Source organism: Alkalimonas mucilaginosa, from assembly GCF_036327005.1.
GTDB lineage: Bacteria > Pseudomonadota > Gammaproteobacteria > Enterobacterales > Alteromonadaceae > Alkalimonas > Alkalimonas mucilaginosa.
The window spans coordinates 459,415-483,021 of sequence record NZ_JAUGZK010000001.1 but is presented as its reverse complement, the minus strand read 5'-3'; the positions used below and the strand labels follow the sequence as shown (position 1 = coordinate 483,021).

The following is a 23,607-nucleotide window of genomic DNA, read 5'->3' as shown; positions in this document are numbered from 1 at the left end:
GCAGATACTGGTGGCATGAGCCTGTTACGCCGTCTACTGCGCCGTGGTGGAGGAAGCTTGGGAAGCTGGTTGAAGTCGACATCCTGGCTCCTTGCGGAATGTTGAATGTTGAATGTTGAATGTTGAATGTTGAATGTTGAATGTTGAATGCTGAATGTTGAATGCTGAATGTTGAATGTTGAATGTTGAATGTTGAATGCTGAATGTTGAATGTTGGATTATATGTTAAAATAAATGTGATTTTCAATGTCGCACATGGATTTAATTGCTATGGTTGGAGTTGTGGATGCCGCTTGAGTCAAACTGTATTGTGACGATGTCTTTTGATTTTGCTGTCCGGGTTGTTAAGCTTCAGCAGTTCCTGGTCAAGGAACATAAAGAGTACGTCCTTTCAAAACAACTGCTACGCTCTGGTACCTCCATCGGTGCAAACGTGAATGAAGCTCAATCTGGTCAGTCGAAAGCAGACTTTATCGCCAAAATGAGCATAGCCAGTAAAGAAGCAAGAGAAACGAAATACTGGCTGGAACTTCTCTGTGAAACCGGCTACTTGGACAGCAAGCAACCTCATGTTGTTAGCTTGCTTGCACAAAGCGAGGCACTAATCAAAGTCCTCACAAAAATAGTCAAAAGCAGCCAAGCCAGCTCTTAATTCACAATTCAACATTCACAATTCAACATTCAAAAAAACTCAGCACCCTGCTTGACTCAACCGGCATCCAAAGCCCCATCAACGCAATACAAAGCACTATTTATAGATCAAAGACAAAAAACGAGCAACTAAAAACTAAACACTTAAAACTAAAAACTTAACACCTAATTCATCCAGCAAATACATCAAAAATGCACATCTCTTACTAAGTCTTTGGTTCTGACAAGCTCAAAATCAATCTCAGCCACAGCAGGATAGGTCAACAAATCAGTAATATGCTCAACTTTAGCGGTTAGTTTGTGGTAGTCCTCGGCAGATAACAGCACCGCCTCCAACTCACCTCGGTTGGTAATGTGTACCGGGCCTTTTTTTGCCGCTCGCTTTGCAGCTGCAGCATCATGATTAAACTCACGACTGGTTACTGTAGTCACCGGCATGCATGTACCCTCAAAAAAGACATTGTAGATACATTATAGTTCAACAAGGCAGAGCTGCAAAAAAAGAAAAGAATTCCAACTAAAGCTCAAAACTCAAAACTCAAAACTCACAATTCACAATTCACAATTCACAATTCACAATTCAACATTCAACATTCAACATTCAACATTCAACATTCAACATTCAACATTCAACATTCAACATTCAACATTCAACATTCAACACTCAACACTCAACACTCAACACTCAACACTCAACACTATCTAACCCGATCCCCCCGCCCCTTCCCAGCAACAGTCATAAAAATATACTTAAAGTAATCACCCAAAGTAAGCGACTGCAGCATCCTGGCATCGGTTTCTGCCAACAGCACAGGGGTAGACATATCAATTTCGTTCACCTGCGCCAAACCCGTAATGCCTGGCCGCGCCAACAGCACACCACGCGCTTCGCGCTCAGCAATCAGTTCTTCCTGGTTAAACAAACAAGGGCGCGGGCCCACCAGGCTCATATCGCCGCAAAGAACATTCCAAAGTTGCGGCAATTCATCCAGCTTGGTTTTGCGTAAAAAGCTACCAAAAGGGGTAATGGCACTGCTACTGGCCAAATGACTGGCCACATGCGCAGTATCTTTTTTCATGGTGCGAAACTTGACGAGAGTAAAAGGTTTTTTGTTGCGGCCGACCCGCTGTTGCCGAAAGATAGGCGACCCCGTATCAAAAAAACCAATGACGGTAAGAATAACCAGCAGTGGAAAACCAACCAGCAACCCCAAAAAGGCAAAAACAATATCCAACAACCGAATCAACATAAAACCTCAAAAGCAAAATTCAACACCCAACAATGAGCACTCAACACTCAACACTCAACACTCAACACTCAACACTCAACATTAGAAAAGCAACGAGCAATCCCCTCTTCCAAGGTAATCGGCGGTTTCCACCCCAACGTTTCTTTCGTATGAGTGATATCCACCTGCAAATTACCACACAAACGATCAATCACCGCAGACTTTCCGGTTAACTTACCAGCCAAACGAAGCCAGGAAACAGGCACCGGCAACAGCCTTGGTTGCTTGCCTGCGGCGCTCGTCATCAGTTGAAGTAACCTGGTGGTGGATACATCCTGATCGTCGCTCACTAAAAAGGTTTGATTGGCGGCATTGGGGTGATCGATACAGGTTACAATTAAATCAACCAGATTATCCAAAGCTACCAGGCTGCGTTTATTGTGGATTGCACCAAGTGGCAATGGCAGGTTTTGCTGTGCCAGCTTAGAAAGCTTGCCGAAATTACCTGGCGCATCAGCACCATACACTAAAGGCGGACGAATAATAACAACTTCCATACCTGACTCAGCTGAGATTTTCGTGAGACCTATCTCAGCATCTAGTTTGGAGACAGCATAATCCTCACATGGTGAGGGAGGATCAAATACAGTGAATGGTTTAGGACTAGATATACCATTCACACCAATGGAGCTTAAGAAAATGAAACGTTTTACCCCCCTACGCGCAGCCTCTTTAGCTAAGTTTAGAGTAGCCTGAGTATTTACATGTCTAAACTCAGCCAAGGATATGCCTGCCACATGCGCTTTTGCAGCTATATGAATAATGACGTCAACTTCTTTTATACTATCAAATAACTGAGGTAAGTTAACAATATCATTTATGAAAGGTGTGCTCACCTTGGAGTCGTTGCTTTGCCAAGAGGCTCTCACTGGAGCAATAATATCAACAAAGTGTGACTGTAGGCGGATTAATGTTTTTCTTCCTATAAACCCGGTACTGCCGGTTAAAAGTATTTTAGGGTTCAAACATGCACCTCAACATTCAATAAAAGCTGCTTGTAAACAGATAAGTGGACTTGAACCACAGCCTTAATATCAAACATTTTTTCAGCAAACAAACGACCTTCACGTCCCATCTGAGTGCGCAAAATCTCATCATTAATCAATAGCTCAATGGCATCACTTAAAGCATCGACATCTCGCGCAGGAACTATTATACCAGTAACATTATTTACTACAGCTTCTGCACACCCAGGATTATCAGTAGTTACCACAGGTCGCCCACAGGCAGCAGCTTCTATCAATACTTTAGGTAGACCTTCACCATAATAAGATGGCAACACTATTATATTTGCATTAGAAAAAAGTGTAGCAATATCTGTTCGATGACCTAGTAACTCTACAACGCCTTCATGCTGCCATTGTTTTAATTGGTCATCGGTTATACTATGTGGGTTACCATAATCTGGTGAACCAATCAGTTGAAATTTGCAATCTATTCCTTTTTCTCTTAATTTATTAGCAGCCTCAACATACTCGAAAACGCCCTTTTCTTTAAGTAACCTGCATGCCATAGCAACGACAGGTGTTCCAACAGGAGGAGTGCTCACAGAATACTCATCCAAATCAGCACCTGAGCCCTTAATCATAACTATATTATTGTCTTTTATTTTTGCTGCTGCTTGAATTGTATTGCGATCAAAGGTGTTCTGAAATATAACTTTAATATTTTTTCCAGAAAGAGCAAATTTATAAGCTAGCTTTGCAAACCTTCTCAAAATTGAGGCCTTCATGGTATCACTAGTAAACACAAACCCAAGACCTGAGATTGCTGCTACAAAAGCCGGTACTCGAAGGGCCCTTGAAACTATACCGCCATATATAACAGGTTTTATCGTTACAGCGTGGATTAGATCAGGCTTCAGAAAGCGAATAAGACGGAAAACATTAGCAACAGTTGCCATTTCAACGAAAGGATTAAGACCACTACGGGTAAATGGAACTTCATGTAATGTAAATCCATATGACCGCAACTCATCTTCGCGCCCAGTGAATGCACAAGCTATGTGTACATCGTAACCATGCTTAAGAGCCTCAATAGCTATTGGCAGCCTATTTACAATAAATGCCCAATCAGCATTTACCAAGTATAAAATCTTTTTTGATTTCAAATCTTACTCACATTCATTATAAATTGATAACCAAGTTTCAACTGCTTTGTCGATAGAAAAAAGATTACAAACTCTTTTCCGACCCATATTTACTAAATGAGTTCTTTCTGACTCTGAAATTGACAAAGCCTGGACGATTGCATCTCGTAACGAACAACTATCAGCAGGCGGAACCAAATAACCGCAATCACCTAAGACCTCCTTAACGCCACCACAATCAGTTGCAACAGCTAATGTACCTGAAGCCATAGCTTCAGCTACTACCAAGCCAAATCCTTCCCAAGAAGATGATAATACAAACAGGTCAGATGCAGACATCAAATGAGGAACATCACTGCGAACGCCAGTGAATATTACATTCTTCTCGATATCTAACTCGATCGCTTTTTCTCGAAGTTGTGCCAACAATGGACCAGCTCCTACAATGAGAAGAAAAATTTGGTGTTCCTTGATGGAGGAAATGACATCCAATAATAATGTAAAATTCTTTTGGACATGCAGCCGCCCTACAGCTAAAACCAGTTTTGCTTTATCAGGTATATTAAACTCGGAACGTACTGTATGTCGGAATGTGATGTCGGGTCTGAATTTTTTTATATCAATACCATTGTAAACCAACTTAATTCTACCAGGTTTAGTTGCTCGATTACTGATAAACGAATCTACAGCTTCTTGACTGACATTAGTAAAGTAATCATTGAATGAATCAGTTACACGATAAAGTGCAACCCTAGAAAACCCACCATCATATGTATTATGCGCAGTACAAACTAAACGACGTAAACTGAAAACCTTTTTATACAACCTTGAAAATATTATCGCGTGAAAAAGGTGACCATGAACTACATCTGGGTTGAAATCTTTTACAACCTTCCTAAACCTGATAACCCCATTGAATATCGAAGCCACCCCTTTAAGACCGAGTGTAATTACTTGGATGTCATTAGACTCTGGTCTAACCTCGATTTCATCTATCATAGAGACTATTGCAACTTTATTACCTTGCTTATGTAATTCTGAAGCAAGTGCACAAACCTGAACTTCAGCACCGCCCATTTTCAAGCCTGATATAACAAAGAGAATATTCATAATTTAAAACCCAAAGTAAGATACACCATAAGGTGTCAAACTGTTGTTTTTGACAGTATCGACAAATGAAAAAGAACCAGCCAGTATGATTACAAAAACCAGAACAACATCCCTATATGAAAATTTTGCCACAATTGCAGCAATTATGAAGGGCAAAAAAGATATGATAAACCTACCAGCTAGAGGTGAAATAAAATACATTGTCAGATACGATAAAATCCCTATGAAAGCCAACCGGACAGTCTGGTCTTGATAAAAGTAATATCTAGATCGTGTGAGCAATATAAAAAAAACAAATGACCACAAAACCAGTGCACCGCCACCGACATTCACACCACTAGTTAAATGCTGTGCAGTAGCCTGTCTAGCACCTAAAAGCTGAGCAAGATAGATAAAAGATATTGAAATTACGAGAGAAAGCATTATCTGTGCAAAGAGCCGTAAATAGTACCTATTACTATAATTCTGCCCGGAAAGAGCAACATCTAGGATATACATTACAAAAAATATAAAAAAAGATGAGTGAACAAAACCAGCTGCGAGTATCACAAGCGCTATAAAATACTCTTTCCTTGTAATCAAAACAGCCCAAATCACCATTGACACTGCCAAACCTTGCCTTAATGTAACAAGCTGCAAGTGAAAAACTTGCGGAAGCAGCAGTAATATCACAAAGGAGAAAAATAGCATAACGCCATTTCGGCTGGACTTAAAAACAAAATATGAAACAGAAAAGCTAATGATAAAAACAAAAACAGATGGCATTTGTTCAGGCGCGAAAAATATCCGCCCAAGGTAGTTGAAAGCCAAAAACAATGGCTCATTAAAAGCTTTCCCTAAAAATGAATCATAGCGCAAGAATATTTCTTCATAGTTTCGTGCGTAAGCAAAATAATTTTCTCGGTCTCTAAAAGCCGCGCTTGGCAAATATGAAAGTACAGCAGAATAAGCTAATGCAAAAATTAGTGATAGTGAATTCATCAAATCCTTATGGGAAATACGAATATCTCTGTCTATCCATTGCATAGAAGTATCTTTTCCCATTTCGTGATAAAGGATTCAACATTGAACTCGGTTGCCTTGCGGAGCGATGAATTACTCATACAGGCATAAAATTCCGGATCGTTGAAAGAATTAATGGCAGTTATCATTGATTCTGCTAGTGATTGAACATCTTCAGCATTGCTTAGCCACCCAGTAATACCATGCTCTATCATTTCACCAGGTCCAGTATTACAGTCAAATGAAACAATTGGCAAACCAAAGCACATAGCTTCTAATAGAACCATCGGGAATCCTTCATACCTAGAGCTCATAACATAGGCAGAAGCGTTCTTATAATAGATATCAATTTCTTTTGTAGCTGGAATTAAATTAACAGAACCAGATAAATTTAATTTTTCAATTTGCACGGTAAGGTCATCACGTCTTTCTCCATTACCAACTATGTTTAGTTTCCATTCTGGATGTACTTTGATGACTATAGACCAAGCTTTTATTAATAAGTCATATCCTTTTTGATCTACCAATCGACCCACTGACAGAAATGATTTGCTGTTGATATTTGCCAACTCATTCGAAACATCGAAAGTTAATGGGTTAGATATAGCAGATACAGAAGCAAAACAAAATGATTCAGCCAACCAAAACTGTTTATCGCGCTCTGTTAGAGTAACAATATTATCAGCACGCAATGCAGCAAGGTGTCTTGCAATTCGTCTAGACCTCCTCCCCAAGTCAACATGGTAATTAAAGTGTTCCCATACTATGTGATTTAATTTCAGATTCCAGACAGCCGGGACAGCATAAATTGCAAGCATTGATTCAACAGTAATTAAACAATTTATTTGGTTAGTTCGTAAATAGGCTCGGAGCTTACGTGTTATTTCAAAGTACGCAGTAAGACCAGCACCACGCACATTATTTAAGCTGTTGTATTGAATCTTCTCTGAAATTTGGAAAAAGGGTTTATCGCTGCTATAGAGATTAAGTACATGAACATCAAGTCCCTTGTCACAAAGCTGATTAATCAGAATTGATGAAACTCTTTCTGTACCGCCAGAGTTACCCATGTCACTTATGAACAAACATATTTTTTTCATCGATATTAAGCCCAAATAACTACTCTATATGAAATGGATTGCCACCAAGTTCTATCAAGGAATGTGAAAGATCGTTAAATTGAGATTTAACCTCCGGCGAAACCAATGTATGTATATTAACCCACTCAACACCGATTAAATTAAAAAGAGCAGCACTACCAATTCCATATACATTAACTGTTTTGAATTTCTTACCAAGCTCAACAATTAAATCTTCTGCTATTAAATTTCCGGGCAGTTTTTCAAATGAATTGAAATAATTAGAGTTATCTTTTGGATGTTGAATGTAAAAAAAGTTCTCTAGACCCTTGAAATATTTTTCTAACTTTACACTCAAATAATCAGCGTTGGTATTCGCAACTACGTGCAAAAGACTTCCGAGAAAAACGTGACATTCATCAGTTAAAACGGGCATATCCCTTGCCAGATTATCTTCACCAAATAAAGATATCAGGCTTACATTATCAATTATATTTTTCCTATTCGGGTATATGGAAAAATGCTCAACGGATGATCTTTTCACTTTCTCCAAGCTGTACCTGCAACCAAAAAGAAAGTAAATAATAGCAGTTAGTTTTGAGCGCCTTGATATGTAATATATTGAGTCTTTAGAAATATTAGAGGCTCCATCATCAAAAGTTATCAATTTAGAAAAAACACAGTGAGTTAACACTAAATGAGCATAAACATTATCAACGCTGGCTAAGTAGATGCAGTTATATTTTTTGGCTTTAAACAAGCGCTTTATGTCTAAAAAATATTTTGGAAATCTAGTGCGGCAGAGGTAAAAAATTGATTTTCTTGATTTATTTTCAAGCTGATGGAAATAGTATTTTTCCTTATCACTTTCAACATGCGTAAAATAAAATATCTCGTAATTAATCAATTTTTTTTCATGTATTATCCTTTGCGCAATTACTGTTTGCAATGCAGTACTACAAATAAAAAGATCCACAAGATAAGTACCTTAACATTATTTTTGCAAGCCTTGGCTGTACCGCCTACAAAAAAAGTAAATTAAACAAATCGTAAATGAGTTCGTTATAAAAAGAGTGAAAGCCATCATTTTAAGATTGCTTGATCCCAAAGTCGCAATTAAAACAATATGTAAAGCAGATGAAACGCCTGTACCAATCGAAACGGCGACTGTTTTTCCATGATAAAACAAGTAATTAGCTAGTAGAAAGTAAGGGGCATTCATCGCAATGCCCAGAAGAAAAATGCACGCGTAAACTTTAGACTCAACAAAGTTATCACCAAATACATAAGCATATACTGAGCTTGGTAGCATATAGGCCAGTATAGCCGGCAAGGGGATTACAATTATAATATAAAACAATAATTTTCTGATATCACAAAATTCGAGTGATTTTTTCTTTAAAGCTTCGAAGTAGTATGGAGTTAGCGACTTCTGGGCTGCCATCAATATTATAGCTAATATCGAAGCAATCTGAAATCCAACTGAATATAAACCTAATTGCTCTTCGCTATAGAGGTTGTATACAAACACTCGATCAAGCTGCCCTTTAGAGAAAAGGCTAAGATTATGAATAATCAACGGTGTCCCGAATGATAAAATGAATAGTAAGGAGATTTTTATTTTTTTTCTGTTGATTCTTACTTTTCTGAAGCTTTCAGAGGCTCCACCAGCTACAACCATTACTGCAAGAATAATTGTTAGCAAATTAACGAGCATTACTATGTACAACCTTCCTAATGCGGATGCATTAAAAATTTCAAATAGTAAAACTGTAAGGAAAGCAGAGAATAAACTATTGAAAACCTGTATGTATAAATACTCTTTAACTTTCCTTTGCATTTGCCGAATTGTCAATTGATTCGAAATTATACTCTGCGTATAAGAAACTGATGCACAAACGAAAAGTATTTCACTTGCAGTTACAAAAGAAACAACGCAGATAATCAGATATATAACTGACGAATACAAAACCCCTGTAAAATTTATTAGCCCAATTGCTCGCTTTCCATATGCATAATAATAACGAGCAACAGCGCCATCTTGGCTCAGACTCAAAGCCACAATTAACAATGCTGCTATTACTTGGTAAAGAGATAACTCACCGTAGCCAGCAGGGCCAAGCACCCGAGTTAAATAAGGTAAAAGCAAAAAGGGAATTGCTTTGGAAAAAACTTCCCCTAACATATACAAGAAGCTAGCTTTAAAAATAACTTTTTCCTTTTCTAATTTCTCAAAACAACGAGTTTAAAATAAACTTTGAGACTCATTACTATGACCTGTGATACATTTCTTATAATTCTGAGATTTTCCAATTCCTATTCTATATATTTCATTCAATCTATCAGTAAAAAATATACTATTTATAAGTCAATCTTCGACTATTCCTCTAACTTGGGTTTGATAGCTGAAAATAATCTATCGTAACCTTTTTCATTCAAATACCATCCATCTACAGTATGCTTATGTACACTAGAAACATCAAACCCAGAATCTATCAAACTAAAACTACTATTTACATTAGGTATGTTCGTCTAATATGCTGTTGTAGATATCAATGCGAGTACTCAATAGTGAGCTACCCTCTGCAACAGCACTGGAAATAAGCCCTGTCTTCATCGCCATTTTTTTCTACGCTTCTAATTGACAAACTGATAGATATGCGATGAGCATGAACATTCGGCATGTATTCCTCTGTAGGTTTGAAAAAAACTAAAGTGATGAGATTGTATACTATTATAAAGGCAACTAATTATCTTAGATACAAGATAATTTTTTTGAACTTATTTAGCTAACAAAACTATAGCACCAATTGCAACATAATAATGTAAGGATTACTCCTCAAAACGACCAGTCTTACAATCAATATTCAAACCCTCAGAAATAGATACTAGAAAAGATCTATTTATAAACTCTACTCCTTTAAATCTACATCTCATTTTATAGGGCCTAGTATCGTTTTAGCAATGCCTCTTGCACGGAAGTACTATCGAAATACCAAGAATCAGTACACTGTTATTCATGCACATATCCAGCAATCTGATTATATGTATCCATTAAGTTTAACTGCTGTTCTATTGAGCACAGATCATTATTTTCTCCGTTAAGAAAAGCTTTAACCAATAAATAAAGGCCGGGTTTATACTTAGTATCAAGCTGATTATCTATCTCCACACTTTCTAAGGCTATGCTCCCAAGCTTTTGAAGTTGTAACTGCTCCATTGGTCGTAAATACAACCTATGTTTGTGGGTAAGAATTTCAATACCCCATCTACCTGGTGCCTGCCAATTTGCATGATAAGAAAATAAAGCACCTGTTCTAGCAACACCAGAACCAGCGAAATTTGCAGACCTCTTATGCCAGTTTAATGATCCGCTTGTATAGCAAGATATCTGCTCAGGTATACCACCTAGATGAAATGCTAAATCAACAACATGGCTAGAATTGGCAGTAAACCACTCCTCCATTACACCATCAGCCTTTGTTAGCTTTTCTATTACATGAGACCATTCCGTAAATTCAAAATTGAATGAAGATACACCACCGTCTGCAGCAATGATTTCCTTTGCCTTCTGAACCGAGCTAAAAAACCTACGGTTATAAGCCACGAAAATCGTTGCACTTGCTGTCTTCGCACTTGATACCAAGAAATGTATTTCTTTACTATTCATACCCCCAGGTTTCTCGACAAGGATTTTTTTTACACCACCTTTCAATAAAGTTAAGCAGCTATCTGCGAGCATTTCGACACCGGTGGCTATTATTGCAAACTCAGGAGCTTTAAGCCCGCTTTCAAGGGCGTTTTCAACCCCCCCTGTGACAACCGATACACCAGTATCTCTCTCAAAACTTGCTGCGGAATCCTTGCCCCTGCCAATAACCATGAAATTCAAATTTAAGTCATTTAGGACCGTGCAGTAAGCCTTCGCCATGCTACCTGCACCGATTAACCAAATCATATTTGCTCCTGGATTTATGTTATTAAACAAGCATCTAGCTGTATACCAAGCTGCTTCGAAATATGATCGAGTACCACGTTAATGAACGGAATGTGAATAGCGCATGACTCCGTGAGCGGTGTCAACTGGCATTGATCAGAAGTAATTAGATCAGCTACGACACTACCTGTCAGTTGACTTTGTAGCAACGGCGTATAAGCTCGCCGCTCACTATCGCTGCCTTTGTTACAAAGCCATGATTTATCAATTTCATTTATTAAGTGTATTGAATTACCATTTTCAACTTTCACTTCCAAACAGCAATCCAATTCTTGTCCACATACAATTTTTAATGAATGATTTCCCGCAGTAAGCTCTATGCTCCCAGTAATCTCATAATTGCCAGCACGCTTACTTTCTATCAACCCTGCATCTAACTCAATGCAACCCACTTGAAGCGCAGTATTGCCGATTAAAAATGTAAATAAATCAATAAAGTGAATACTGTTACAAGCCATTCCCCATGAATTGCCTGTTACAGTCATATGAATAGGCATATTTAAATCTAAAAAAGACCTAAGCTCCTGATAAGTTGGAAATATTCGACGAGGGCAGTTTACCCAACTCTTAATTTTCAAATCTTTGAGCAAAGATTGAATAGTTGAATAATCGTCAATTCTCTGAAAAAGCACCTTTTCAAAAATAATGTGATTTACGAGGTTTTTTTGGGTAACCAATAGTGTTTTGGTAACATCTGCTCGTACGTTTGCAGCCGTTGCAATAATACACACGTCAAAATATTGGAGCTCTGGTAAAACAGTCTTATAGCAAATCTGACTGTCTTTATTACCCCACTCGATCTGACGTGACCGATCCTCTGCAATACTCAATGCCTCAAGCGATGGGTCAACTACTGTAATATTCAGCCGACCTGTCGAAAGTAACGCACCTTGTAAATGTCTACTACCCAGTTGGCCAGCGCCAATAATCAATAATTTATGCATGTTCTTCCATATAATGTAAAACGGCTTCTGCAGTTAGAAAGTCCAATTCATGATCAATGTCGACGGACTTATTATTATCCATTACATATGCAAATATGTTTGAAGATAAAAACATCGATTTTTCTTGATAAAACCTGCTAACCCTAGTTAAGTATATTGCACCATTAACTCTGTAATAATCGGGAAGGTCCTGACTTCTTAACTGGCTAACTTCTTTACGAATAAATCCGCTCATAGAGTTATCAGCGGGCAAAGTATTCGACCAAAGTGGCGAGTGTTCGCACCGACAAACCGAAACGACTGCATCTGCTGAGTTAGATCGAAGTAATTCTATGGCACCACGAATATCGACAGCATCACGTATTGGTGATGTAGGCTGGAGCAACATGACAAAATCAAACTCTTCACCTTGGGATCGATAAAAATCTAGCGTGTGTCGAATGACATCTGTACTTGAACTGGTGTCAGTTGCCAGCTCTTGCGGGCGAAGAAACGGTATCTCAGCTCCGGCTTGTTTAGCGACCTCAGCAATAACCTCACAATCAGTTGTTACGATCACACTGGAGAGCTCTCTAACCGCAAGCGCAGCATCTATAGTCCATGTAATTAAAGGCTTACCATTCAAATTTTTAACATTCTTGCCTGGCAGACGCTTACTACCTGCACGTGCCGGGATTACCGCAAGTATTTTCATAAGACTAAAACTCTATAGTTGCTATATCTATTTGCGCACGTTCAAAGTCTTCCTTACGACCTATATCAAGCCAATACTCATGAATTGGAAACATCAACACTTCGCGATTACGCTCAATCGCTTGCTCTAGCAGAGTTGGCATATCCAAGCGTTGGTTCTGCTGCACCGACTTTCTTAGCTCCGGGCTGATAACATAGATGCCTGCATTCACAAAATACCGCTGTATCGGCTTTTCTACCATGGAGACAATGCGATTACCTTCACCATTGATTACTCCGAAGGGCACCTGGTATTCATAATCACGAACACACATGGTAGCGCTCGCTGCATTTTTATTATGAAAGGCCAACACTCGCTCAAAATCTACATTGGTCAATACATCACCATTCATTAGAATAAGCGGCAGATCAGCAAGATCGGAAGGTAACAACCCTAAGGCTCCACCTGTGCCCAAAGGGGTTTCTTCGTGAACATAGGTAATGTTTACCTGCCACTTACTGCCATCACCGAAATACTCACGGATCATTTCAGGCATGTAATGTGTAGAAATGTAAAAGTTTACAAAGCCAGCTTTAATAAAGCTATTAAGCACGATTTCTAAGATCGGTTTATTCCCAACCTTCAGCAAAGGCTTTGGACAATTGTCGGTTAATGGGCGAAGCCGGGTGCCAAAACCACCAGCCATCAGAAATACAGGGTTTTGGTAGCGTGATTGCCCACCAAATTGTTGCAATGTTTCTAAGCCTATAATCTGATGACCATCTAACACTGGTATGGCTAGAAGACCTTTTGCCTGCATTAACTGAATGGCTTCTTTCCGGGGGGTGTTGGACGGGATGGTTAGAGGTTTCCTGTTCATTACCAACTCAACAGAATCCGATAATGATAAATTTTTTAATAACCCGCGTCGGATATCGCCGTCGGTAACAACTCCCACCAGGTTGAAGCTTGCATCTGTAACCAACGCAATACGTAAAGCCTCAGAATCAATAATGCTTAAGGCATCACGCAAGGTCGCTGATGGTTGAATTAAAATATTTTTCCAGTTGTAACTCATAGTACAAAGGCCTTAGCAAATGTAGGGTCTGGCAACATAATGCCTTGAATTATCAGGTAAGCTTTTAACCACTGTAGAACCGGCACTGATCATAACATTATTACCAATTGTGATTGATTGGATAATATTGGCGCCGGTTCCAACATGCACATGATGACCTGTTGCTACACCACCGCTAAGCACTGCGCCAGGTGCTATGTGGTTATAAGGTCCTATTTTGCAATCATGCTCTATAATGGCCCCAGAATTGATAATGCTGCCTTCGCTTATACTACTGTGAGCATTGATCACTGCCCCAGGCATAACCTGAACCCCCTCAGCAAGCTGAGCATACTCTGATACCATGCTGTGTGGCGATACAATGGTCATAAACTGATAACCGGCTTGCTGAAAACGCCGTTGCAGTGTGCTTCTGCCGTTTTGGCCCGGTAACGAGCCAAGGGCATTGACCAGCAGTACTTCCGACTTATTAAATGCAAGCACATCGTCATCAGACGCATAAAAAGGTATGCCTGCGAAACCGGGCTTAGCAGCTGGTTCTTCCCTTGCAACCAAGCCAATAATGTGATGATTAAGCTGTCGGAGCATATCAATCAATACGGCAGCATGGCCTCCAGCCCCGAGTAGCAGTACAGGTTTACTCAAGAATTAAATCTCCGGCTTTATAATTGCGTGATGCGGCCTTGCCCTGAATCGCCCAATATTTATAGGGGCTGTCACCTGTACCAGGCCGCTTAATAGCCAGATCTTGTTCACACAACATCGTGCCGGCTACTATATCGCGCGCGGCAACAATGCTTTTTCTCGCTGCCGCTTTATTTTTAATTTCTGACGGCCGCGGCCCTTTAATACCATCGCCTAAAGTCAGCTCGATAGCTCGGATGGCGTCAACCATAGCCTTGAGCTCGGTTGGGTCTAATGACGCCTTATGATCCGGGCCCTCCATGTTTTTATCCAGCGTAAAGTGTTTCTCGATCAAACCGGCACCACGGGCAACAGCAGCCACCGGCACCCAAATGCCTTCGCTGTGGTCAGAATAACCAATAGCCAAACCAAAGGCCGCGGCTATAGTGTCCATCGCCCGCAGGTTAATATCCGTCAGCGGTGCAGGATACTCGGTAGTACAATGCAACACTGTGACTTTTTGTTTTAACGCGGCTTGTCCCTCTGCAGAGAAATAAGCCGCCTGAAATGCCTCGACTGACGGCAACTCATCTTGTGCTGCAGTATAACCAAACGCAATCACACCCAGTACCGCTTCAATATCTGCCAGCGTCGCCATGCCAGTAGAGACGATAAGATCACATCCGGTGCGGGCATGCTGTAGTACTAAAGGCGCATTGGTGATCTCACCAGATGGAATTTTCAGCCGCGTTAAGCCTAAATCATTTACCAGAAAATCCAGGCTCTCACTATCAAAAGCCGTTGAGAGAAACTCAATACCTAACTGATTGCAGTAGGCAACTAACTGATGATGAGCAGCATAGCTAAGCTCTAACCTGCTCAGCATGGCTAGCTGCGACTCTTGCTTGCCTGTATTAGTGACCTGATAATCAGCCTGCAACGCCTGTGCTGTCACTAAGTTTTTAGCTTTAAATGTCTGGAATTTAACAATATCAGCACCAGCAGCATAGGCAGCATCCACCAACTGAAACGCCAGTCGCTCATCACCATTGTGATTAACGCCAGCCTCGGCAATAATCAGTGTCATATTATTCACTTACCTTGACATCATGAAAAGTTTTCACTGCCTTAAATGACAGAGACTTAAGCATCTGTATCACCTGTTGACTTGCATCTCCCTGCCCATAAGGGTTATACACTGTTTCATCAGGCAATTTGTACTCACGCTTTACTGCTGTATTAATCGCCTTTTGGATAGATGCAGTATCAGCATCACAGTGGATCACGCTCTTTGCAGCTAGCCGACCTTTCTGGCGCATACCAATATTTACTGTGGGTACATCCATAGCAGGCACCTCGATGATACCACTCGAAGAATTCCCAACTACTGCCGCCGCGTGTTTGATTGCACTCAGATAACGGACATGTCCCAAGGATGGAATCGCTAGTACCCTCTTTGGCTGCTTGGCAGCATAGGCTTCGAGTAGCGGGATAATTCGCCTGCCACCATCATCGGCGTTCGGGTAAGTAAGAATAATCTTGAACTCGGAAAATTGTTCGAGCGCATCCAGCAAGGCTTGAAAAGAGCTTTCAGGCTCTTCTTCAGCCAGAGTTACCGGATGGTAGGTAACAACAAGGTAAGGCTGAGATAATGGAAAATTTAATGAAGTCGAAAGTTCCTGCAGTGATATAAAATTACCGCGTTTAAAATGATCCAACCCGATAGCGCCAACATTCACTACCCGCTCAGGTGCCTCCCCTAATTGGATCACCCGCTGCCGATACTGTTCAGTTGCAGTCGCATGCAAGTAACTTAACTTAGTAATGGCATGACGAATAGCGTCATCGTATGCACCTTCGGTAATTTCCCCACCATGCAAATGCAACACAGGGATACGCAAAATCATCGCAGTTTGTGCGGCAGCCAGCGCCTCAAAACGATCGCCAAGAATAACCAGCACGTCTGGATTCAGCCGGGCCAGTGCATCAGCAAAACCAAGTACGCCAAGCCCCATACTTTTGGCTGTACCCACAGCAGAGTCAGAAGACAATAAAATCTCTATTTTTTCATCAATATGAAAACCATCTTGCTCTATCTGCTGATAAGTAAGGCCAAATTCGGGCGATAAGTGCATGCCAGATACCAAGAGCTGCAAGGTTAAATCCGGATCCGCCTGGATATCTTTTAATAACCAGTACAACAATCCATATTCAGCACGGGTACCGGTAAATACAGCAACCTTTTTACACATCACGCGCCACCAGTTCTACCGGAGAGCTTGGTAAATTCACTAGATGTCTTTCCAACCATTCAGAAACATGCAAAGTATCCCTCGGAGCATGCTGATACATGGGCAAGCGATGCATCAACTTCCAAATCGGTCGAGTCATCACTCCATTCTCATTAGTGACCTTCAACAACTGCTCACGGCTAGGGACATCCGGGCAAATAACCGCATTTAGCCAGTAGTTTGACTGCGCATAGTCAGGCTCTGAAACAAAGTTAAACTCTGAGTTGGCAAAGTACTGTTGATAGTGTGTGGCAAGACTGCGTTTTTGTTGCAAGAACTTTGGCAGCACTTCCATTTGCGCGCACCCCAAGGCAGCGTTTAAGTTGGGTAAACGATAATTGAAGCCAGCTTCATCATGGAAAAACTCATAAGGATGAGGTACTTTGGCCGTTGTGGTCACATGCTTGGTGCGTAAACCTAGCGCTTCATCACGGCACAACACCATGCCACCCCCTCCCGTAGTAATGATTTTATTACCATTAAAACTAAGAGCTCCCAGCGCACCTATAGTTCCGGTATGTTTTCCTTTGTAATAAGAGCCTAAGCTTTCGGCTGCATCTTCAACCAAGCTTAGCTGCCACTTCTCACAGACAGCAAGCAACTCATCCAGCTCTGCTGGATGACCAAAAGTATGCATGGGCACAACTGCTCGGATCCGGCGGCGATTTGCTTTGTGAAAACAACCTGCTTCATTGATGTAGGCATTTTCTGTTAAGAAATGCTCCAATGCCACAGGACAGAGCGATAAGCTCACTTTAGACACATCCACAAAAATCGGTTCTGCACCCATGTGATGCAGTGCATTACAGGTAGCTACAAAAGTTAGTGCCTGGGTAATTACATAATCATCTTGCTTTACCCCTGCCATGTACAATGCGGTATGCAGTGCAGCGGTGCCATTGACCGTGGCAACAGCTTTTGCCGAACCTGTAAAGCCTTCGATTTTGCGTTCAAACTCATCGACAAACTTGCCTACGCTGGAGACAAAAGTACTCTCAATGGTTTCGCTGACATACTTCTGCTCATTGCCTGTAAATGTTGGCGCATGCAATGGAATAAATTCATTGCTTCGGTATAGCTCGCGAATAAAACTTACTAGCGCTGTACTCATAATCTGGCCTACATTTTACTGTCTAGGTATTTGCCTGTCTCTTTGTGACCGAAACCAGGAATCATGGTGTGAAACAAGGCTACCAGCTCAGGCTTGGTCCAGGCTTTTTGCTGTTTCATGCGACGGATTTCCTGTTCAAATAAGCTAAGCAATTCAGGCTGGTATTCTGGCTTATTTTTAATCACGCCCAGGCTGTCAAACCGCTGCATATCAAGCTCTTCGTTTTCAGTAAAAAACTCTTCGAAGTCTTTTTCGCCCGTAGTATCGCTTGATGTAAACAAGCAAGGCCATTTACCTTGCTCAGGCAGGGTTTTAGCCAACTCACGGGCTTCATCTTCGCTGCTGCACAGATGAGGTTCATACCCTCGCTGCTTTAAATATTTAACAGCAATCTCTGCAAAGGTAATTAAATGCAGTGCTTCGCTTAGTTTGGGAAAGAAAATATCACGGTTTTCACCAAAAATGCAGGACATCAGACAGAGTTCACCAGACTCTTGCGGTGTGACAAAATAACGTTTGATATCATTAGGGGCCACTATTGGTTGGCGCTTTTGAATTCGCTGATTAAAACCGTGCAGCAAAGAACCATCTGAAAACGCAACATTGGCAAAGCGGGCCGTAGAAATATCGATCTCTTCGCTGCGTCGCATCAGAAACATCTCCATGATCCGTTTTGATGCTCCCATCATATTGACAGGATTCGCAGCTTTATCGGTAGAGACACAAAAATATTTTTTTGCTCCCTTTGCAATTGATTGAGCTATGGTTTTGTCGGTATTAAAAACATTTACATCAATCATCCGCATCAAGGTAAATGGGTCTTTTTCACTGCGAACATGTTTTAACGCAGACAGGTTCAACACGTAGTCGTATTCGCCGTCAGCTTCAATGAATGCATCGTACTCAACAGAGCCAATATCCAATGCAAAAGTTTGAAAATCACCATTGATATAGCCAAACGAACTTCGGATATCACGCACCAGCTCTACCATATTGTTTTCGCTGATATCGACAACGTGCAACTTTCTGGGATTGCGTTTAAAGATTTCCTTAGTGACCGCCTGCCCAATAGAACCTGCGCCTCCCAAAACAAGGAAACTAGCATCGCTAACAGACTTACTTAAAGCAGCAGAATATTCATCCATATCCTTGTAGAAAAGTGTTGAATCTCTGCCAATTAAGGATAAAACGTCTAACATCTAAGCTTCCTTATCTGTCTTAAAAAGTATATTGAAAATTAGAACGAGTACAGAAGCAAAAAAACCACCTAGTATTGTAAAAACAATAACAATGAGCGCTCGTCTGGGTGAACTTTTTTGTTCAGGGACGATCGCATGATCAATGGTTTGAAAAATGAACTCTTTTCGAACATTTGCGAGCATTAGTGACTTCGTTTGCTCTTCTATCAAAGAAAAAAGCATAGTGCGGGCATCTGAAAGCGTTGTACTAGCAACTTGCTCATTCAGATAAGCAATACTGCGCTCTGCCTCTTGCAACTCCCTCTGCCGCATTTCCTCATTAATTTCTAGTACAAGATAATCCAGCCACTCTTTAGCTAAATAGGGGGAGTAATGCTCTATCGTAAGACGTACCATTCCACTACTTGCATCTCTAGACACATTAAAAAGCTTCATAAACTCTTCATAGGTTTCTAGTTTGCTTGGCTTAGCTTTACGAGGAGGTTTAACATCTCTAACCCATTGACCTGTAGAAATATTAAATGCTGTTTTATCAAGGATAAGCGTGTTTGTTGCTATATCCCAATCAATCGCCGCCACCACAGGAACAAACAAGTCATATTTTTCAATAAAGCGACCGATAAACTCTCGGCTTCTTAACACCTCTATAGCTAGAGTAGTTTTATCAGTTCCACTACCAGCACCTAAACTAACACCTGCTAAAGCTGCCAAACCGCCAAGTTGACCAGGAATACGCATATTTTGCTCTTGAGCTACAGGTGCAAGTAAAACTTCCGATTTATAGATATTTGGCAAGTTTAAGGCATGAAGTACAGAGCCCACAGCAAAAACAAAGGTAACCGCAATAATAAACCACTTACCTTTCCATAGACTGACAAACAACTCGCGCAAATCAATTTCATCATCATGCACTCTTGAGTCTTTTTTTGAATCTTCAGTGGTCAAGGTTCAGTCCTTCTTATCGTTGCTTCAAACACGCTACCGCCCTTAGGTTTTTGGCCCCTAAAATGCCGCGTGCTTTTTTAGTGTTGAGTTTTTTAGTGTTGAATGTTTAGTTTTCAGTGTTAAGTTGAAAACTACACAGCTTTTAATTCTTTCAGTGTTACTTCCAGTTCTTGTTCCTGGCCTAACAGGCTTAGCAAGATAAGCGCTCTGTCGCTGCCTTTGCTGGCTTTGTAAATAGCCTGTAGGCCTGCAAAAGGTCCTGCGGTCACTTCCACGGTACTCTCTGGTGCAAATAAAGGCTTAGATGCTTGCGGCTGCTGGGCTTGCTGCTTGATGCTCGCCATTAACTGAGCAGGCACGGTAGCTGGCACACCACCAAAACGGACAAAGCCATTCACCCCCCTGGTACTGCGGATGGCATTGAAGTTGGCATGCCCGGCATCCAGGTTTACAAACAGGTAGTTGGGGAATAGTGGCTCCGTAACCAGAGTTTTACTGCCTTTTACCAGCTTTTCTTGTTGCCACTGCGGCAAATAGCTATCGTACCCCTGATTTTGCAAATGCAGGGCGGCACGATGCTCTTGTTTTGCTTTGCAATGCAACAGGTACCAGGCGGTCATAACGGCCTCTGATTGGTAACCAAAGCGCGGCCTGGCGAAACCAGACCAGCGCTTATCTGTGATGCGGCCGCCATCAGATCCTCGAAATAGCAGCCAAAGCCACCGCACTTTGATAGAAAATCTGGGTTACTTGCGACCATAGCGTCAGGTTGTCTTTGTACTCGGTATCCAAAGGTACAATAATGGTATCCCCCGGCTCCAGTGAGGCGCGACGGCCGCGTAACCAGCCGTTGCGTGGCAGTACGACTGAGCCATCGGCGCGAATCACAAAGACCCGATTGCCATCCGCCCGCTGCCGCAGCCCGCCGGCCATATTCAGATAGTCATCGACTGAGAGTTCACCATTAAAGCGGTGCGTACTGGCATGTTGCACTTCGCCCATAATGGCAATGGTGCTGTCCATGCGTGGTACATAGAGCACATCGCCATTTTGTACTGGCATATCGGCGGTTGGATCTTCGGCCAGAATGTATGGCAGGTTCACCACCAAGCGCCCCAACGAGCTTTGTGCTTCAATTTGCTGCAGCATCAATAACATATCTTGCGGTGAATTTTGTGCTCTTTCAGTAGACAAAGAGCGGGTTGCCAGCTCACCGCGCAATTGCTCTACCATTTTTTGTAAATGCGCTTTTTCACGCTCACGAATATGTTCACGGGTAAACACGGCCCCTTTGGCAAACGCATTTTGCGTAAGGCCGCCGGCTCGTTGCAATACGCTGGACAGGGTTTCGCCCTGCTGGATGCTGTAACGGCCGGGGAAGCGTACCTCGCCTTTTAGCTCGACTGTAAAGGTGTTGTTCCAGTCGGGAATAGAGAAAATATTGAGCCGGTCACGGCTTTGCAGTGCGAGGTACTCACTGCCGTTCAGGTGGCTTGGCAACGAAACCGCATAGTGCTGAACCCGGCTACCACTGCCTGCAGCTACAGTAGAAACCCGGCTTAGCTCTGCACGCTGGATAAAGGCGGAGTCATTCAGGCCTCCGGCAGCTTTCACCAAATGCGCTACGCCTGCATTTTGAGCCAGAGGGTAGTCGCCCGGAACCTTGACCTCACCACTCACACTGACAATATCTACCGGCTGACCATGGCGGGCCTGATGACGAATAGTGCTAAGCAAAGGATACAATAGCTCCGACCGCGTTAGGTGTACCGATTTCGCCAGGTAGCTTTCGTTGGTAAAAAGCTCCTGTAAAAAAGCGGACATAACCTCTGCCAGCACCTGCTGCTGCATACTCTTTTGCTGTTGTTCACGCTGCTGCTGCACCAGCTGTTCATTTAACATCAGCGCATTAAGCGATACGGTGCCATCTTGTTGTTCGCTTTGCAGCAATTCAAAGGAGCGGCTCGCCAGTTCATCGCTGGCCAACCAACGGTCTTCCTCATTGCCACTAAAACGTTCTTCCAGTTGTTTTCGTAAATAATCGTTCAGCTTATAACGCTGATGACTGTAGCTGGCATGGTGAAATACCAATAGGGTATCCCGTGCTGCCAGTTGCAGATCATCCGGGCTACCTTTGTGTTCGATAGCTTTGCCAAGATTAAACTGATGCACTTCAATAGTGCCCCGTTGATCCCGCTCACGCACCACCAGGGCGTAATCCAAATCGGTGCTCATCAGCAAATCAGACCACAGCGATGGCAACAAATCGGAAACCCGCAGGCCATCACGCCAGGCATAATGACCTGGCCGTACCACTGCACCAGCCACGGTGACACTATTGATTGCCCGGGTAGAGGTTGCTCCAATTCGCAGGACATCACCAGCCCGCACGGCTTGTGCCCGGACGGAAGCCTGGGTTAAATCCACATTTTGTAAATCACGCAAATGCTGGGCATTGAAACGCTCCAGCACAGCGGCTTTTGGAAAAGCCCCCTCACGGGCGCCACCCGCCATCGCCAGCAGGCTGCCCAGCGTATCGCCGGGTTGTACTTCAAACAAAGCCGGGCGCCGTACTTCACCCCGTACTTGTGCTAAAGCCTGAATAGGTGCAACGAAGACAACATCACCATTTTGCAGATGTATGTCGTTACTGGAATCGCCCCGCAACAGCAAATCGTACAAGTCAAAGTTTGTAATGGTATTGCCGGCCCGGTTCACCCGGATACTGCGTAACGCACCGATATCACTGACGCCACCAGCAACAAACAATGCCTGGGTCACTGTAGTTAATGCTGATACGGTGTAAGAGCCCGGGTGCTTTGCTTCACCGGCAACCATGATGTTGATGGTTCTTAAGGCACCCATACTCACGGCCGCTTCTACCCCAATCATGCTTTGCTGCACGCGGGTGCGGATCAGCTCTCGCGCTTTGGAAAAAGGCAATCCGGCGACCTGCAGCTGGCCGATTTCTGGAATAGACAAGTAGCCATCACGGCTCACTTGCAAATGGAGGCTTTGGTTACGGTTGCCAAAAAATTGCAGCAAGACTTCGTCGTCCGGGCCAAGCACATAATTATCCGGGACTGGAATATTGCCAACGGGTGCGAAAGTACTGACTTCTGAATCGAACAAGTTCAGGCCAAATCGTTTCGGCTCATCACTCTTCTCGCGCTTGCTTTGTTCTGTGCTTTCGCTTTGCTGCCTGGGCTGCAGTGTTTCCGGTCGCTGCTGAGATGTGCTGGCACTGCTTCTGCTCTGCAGTTGCTGCAAATCAAAACCATGCTCTCTTGCCAATCGCTCTTGCTCGGCACGTGGCAGTTGTTTGAGCTGCTCCAGCATGGCAGGAGATATATTGGTTGAGGCATTGGCTACGGCTGTTCCGCCGAACAAAATGCATACCAGCAGGAGTTGGAAAAGTTTGGCCACTGCATTACTCCATCTTTTTTGAATTGGCAATTCCACTTAGTAACCGCCGGATTCTACCTTTTATTCATCGCAGATGCTACTGAGCTGATTGATGCCCCC

The 23,607-nt window shown here is 42.3% G+C and carries 22 protein-coding genes; 1 reads left to right on the top strand and 21 read right to left on the bottom strand.

Going from position 1 to position 23,607, the window contains the following annotated elements:
* The first annotated feature begins 286 nt into the window (after nt 1–286).
* Nucleotides 287–652 (top strand): four helix bundle protein, encoded by a 366-nt coding sequence (locus QWF21_RS02190; protein WP_330086393.1) that lies wholly within the window; start codon nt 287–289, stop codon nt 650–652.
* Between the two features lie 185 nt (nt 653–837).
* Here the strand turns inward: QWF21_RS02190 and QWF21_RS02185 are convergent, their stop codons facing one another.
* The 21 genes from QWF21_RS02185 to QWF21_RS02085 all read right to left on the bottom strand — a co-directional run bounded on the left by QWF21_RS02185 (nt 838) and on the right by QWF21_RS02085 (nt 23,508).
* Nucleotides 838–1,089 (bottom strand): type II toxin-antitoxin system prevent-host-death family antitoxin, encoded by a 252-nt coding sequence (locus QWF21_RS02185; RefSeq protein ID WP_330086392.1) that lies wholly within the window; start codon nt 1,087–1,089, stop codon nt 838–840.
* 260 nt (nt 1,090–1,349) lie between these two features.
* Nucleotides 1,350–1,901, bottom strand: coding sequence for a sugar transferase (locus QWF21_RS02180; protein ID WP_330086391.1), 552 nt, complete (start codon nt 1,899–1,901; stop codon nt 1,350–1,352).
* Nucleotides 1,902–1,969: 68 nt separating this feature from the next.
* Nucleotides 1,970–2,905, bottom strand: a complete 936-nt coding sequence (locus QWF21_RS02175; RefSeq protein WP_330086390.1) for a UDP-glucose 4-epimerase family protein — start codon at nt 2,903–2,905, stop codon at nt 1,970–1,972.
* Nucleotides 2,902–4,050, bottom strand: a complete 1,149-nt coding sequence (locus QWF21_RS02170; RefSeq protein ID WP_330086389.1) for a glycosyltransferase family 4 protein — start codon at nt 4,048–4,050, stop codon at nt 2,902–2,904. Before QWF21_RS02170 ends, QWF21_RS02175 begins: the two co-directional genes overlap by 4 nt.
* A gap of 3 nt (nt 4,051–4,053) precedes the next feature.
* Nucleotides 4,054–5,139: a glycosyltransferase gene (locus QWF21_RS02165; RefSeq protein ID WP_330086388.1), complete on the bottom strand. Its 1,086-nt coding sequence runs from the start codon at nt 5,137–5,139 to the stop codon at nt 4,054–4,056.
* Between the two features lie 3 nt (nt 5,140–5,142).
* Nucleotides 5,143–6,165 (bottom strand): EpsG family protein, encoded by a 1,023-nt coding sequence (locus QWF21_RS02160; RefSeq protein WP_330086387.1) that lies wholly within the window; start codon nt 6,163–6,165, stop codon nt 5,143–5,145.
* Nucleotides 6,153–7,241, bottom strand: coding sequence for a glycosyltransferase family 4 protein (locus QWF21_RS02155; protein ID WP_330086386.1), 1,089 nt, complete (start codon nt 7,239–7,241; stop codon nt 6,153–6,155). Before QWF21_RS02155 ends, QWF21_RS02160 begins: the two co-directional genes overlap by 13 nt.
* A 19-nt stretch (nt 7,242–7,260) precedes the next feature.
* Nucleotides 7,261–8,196 carry a glycosyltransferase family 52 gene (locus QWF21_RS02150; RefSeq protein ID WP_330086385.1) on the bottom strand — a complete coding sequence of 312 codons (936 nt, stop codon included), beginning with the start codon at nt 8,194–8,196 and terminating at the stop codon, nt 7,261–7,263.
* An 18-nt stretch (nt 8,197–8,214) separates the two neighbouring features.
* Entirely contained in the window at nt 8,215–9,429 is a 1,215-nt protein-coding gene (locus tag QWF21_RS02145) for an oligosaccharide flippase family protein (protein WP_407935251.1), read from the bottom strand.
* Nucleotides 9,430–10,233: 804 nt separating this feature from the next.
* On the bottom strand, nt 10,234–11,178 hold the full coding sequence (locus QWF21_RS02140; protein ID WP_330086383.1) for a Gfo/Idh/MocA family protein: 945 nt from the start codon (nt 11,176–11,178) through the stop codon (nt 10,234–10,236).
* 14 nt (nt 11,179–11,192) lie between these two features.
* Nucleotides 11,193–12,161 (bottom strand): Gfo/Idh/MocA family oxidoreductase, encoded by a 969-nt coding sequence (locus QWF21_RS02135; protein WP_330086382.1) that lies wholly within the window; start codon nt 12,159–12,161, stop codon nt 11,193–11,195.
* Entirely contained in the window at nt 12,154–12,855 is a 702-nt protein-coding gene (locus QWF21_RS02130) for an acylneuraminate cytidylyltransferase family protein (RefSeq protein WP_330086381.1), read from the bottom strand. Before QWF21_RS02130 ends, QWF21_RS02135 begins: the two co-directional genes overlap by 8 nt.
* A gap of 4 nt (nt 12,856–12,859) precedes the next feature.
* Nucleotides 12,860–13,912: a nucleotidyltransferase family protein gene (locus QWF21_RS02125; protein ID WP_330086380.1), complete on the bottom strand. Its 1,053-nt coding sequence runs from the start codon at nt 13,910–13,912 to the stop codon at nt 12,860–12,862.
* 12 nt (nt 13,913–13,924) lie between these two features.
* Nucleotides 13,925–14,557: an acetyltransferase gene (locus tag QWF21_RS02120; RefSeq protein ID WP_330086379.1), complete on the bottom strand. Its 633-nt coding sequence runs from the start codon at nt 14,555–14,557 to the stop codon at nt 13,925–13,927.
* Nucleotides 14,550–15,623, bottom strand: a complete 1,074-nt coding sequence (gene neuB, locus QWF21_RS02115) for an N-acetylneuraminate synthase (protein ID WP_330086378.1) — start codon at nt 15,621–15,623, stop codon at nt 14,550–14,552. Before neuB ends, QWF21_RS02120 begins: the two co-directional genes overlap by 8 nt.
* Nucleotide 15,624: 1 nt before the next feature.
* Nucleotides 15,625–16,788: a UDP-N-acetylglucosamine 2-epimerase gene (neuC, locus tag QWF21_RS02110; protein WP_330086377.1), complete on the bottom strand. Its 1,164-nt coding sequence runs from the start codon at nt 16,786–16,788 to the stop codon at nt 15,625–15,627.
* Nucleotides 16,781–17,938, bottom strand: coding sequence for a LegC family aminotransferase (locus QWF21_RS02105; protein ID WP_407935246.1), 1,158 nt, complete (start codon nt 17,936–17,938; stop codon nt 16,781–16,783). The genes neuC and QWF21_RS02105 overlap by 8 nt, the downstream gene beginning before the upstream one ends.
* Nucleotides 17,939–17,946: 8 nt before the next feature.
* Complete coding sequence (locus QWF21_RS02100) at nt 17,947–19,137, bottom strand: UDP-N-acetylglucosamine 4,6-dehydratase (protein WP_330086376.1); 1,191 nt, start codon at nt 19,135–19,137, stop codon at nt 17,947–17,949.
* A complete protein-coding gene (locus QWF21_RS02095; RefSeq protein WP_330086375.1) occupies nt 19,138–20,082 on the bottom strand; it encodes a Wzz/FepE/Etk N-terminal domain-containing protein in 945 nt (314 codons plus the stop codon).
* A gap of 131 nt (nt 20,083–20,213) precedes the next feature.
* The gene (rfaH, locus tag QWF21_RS02090) at nt 20,214–20,702 is read right to left on the bottom strand and encodes a transcription/translation regulatory transformer protein RfaH (protein WP_330086374.1); all 489 of its coding nucleotides are present in this window, start codon (nt 20,700–20,702) and stop codon (nt 20,214–20,216) included.
* Between the two features lie 73 nt (nt 20,703–20,775).
* Nucleotides 20,776–23,508: an SLBB domain-containing protein gene (locus QWF21_RS02085; RefSeq protein ID WP_330086373.1), complete on the bottom strand. Its 2,733-nt coding sequence runs from the start codon at nt 23,506–23,508 to the stop codon at nt 20,776–20,778.
* Nucleotides 23,509–23,607 lie beyond the last annotated feature (99 nt).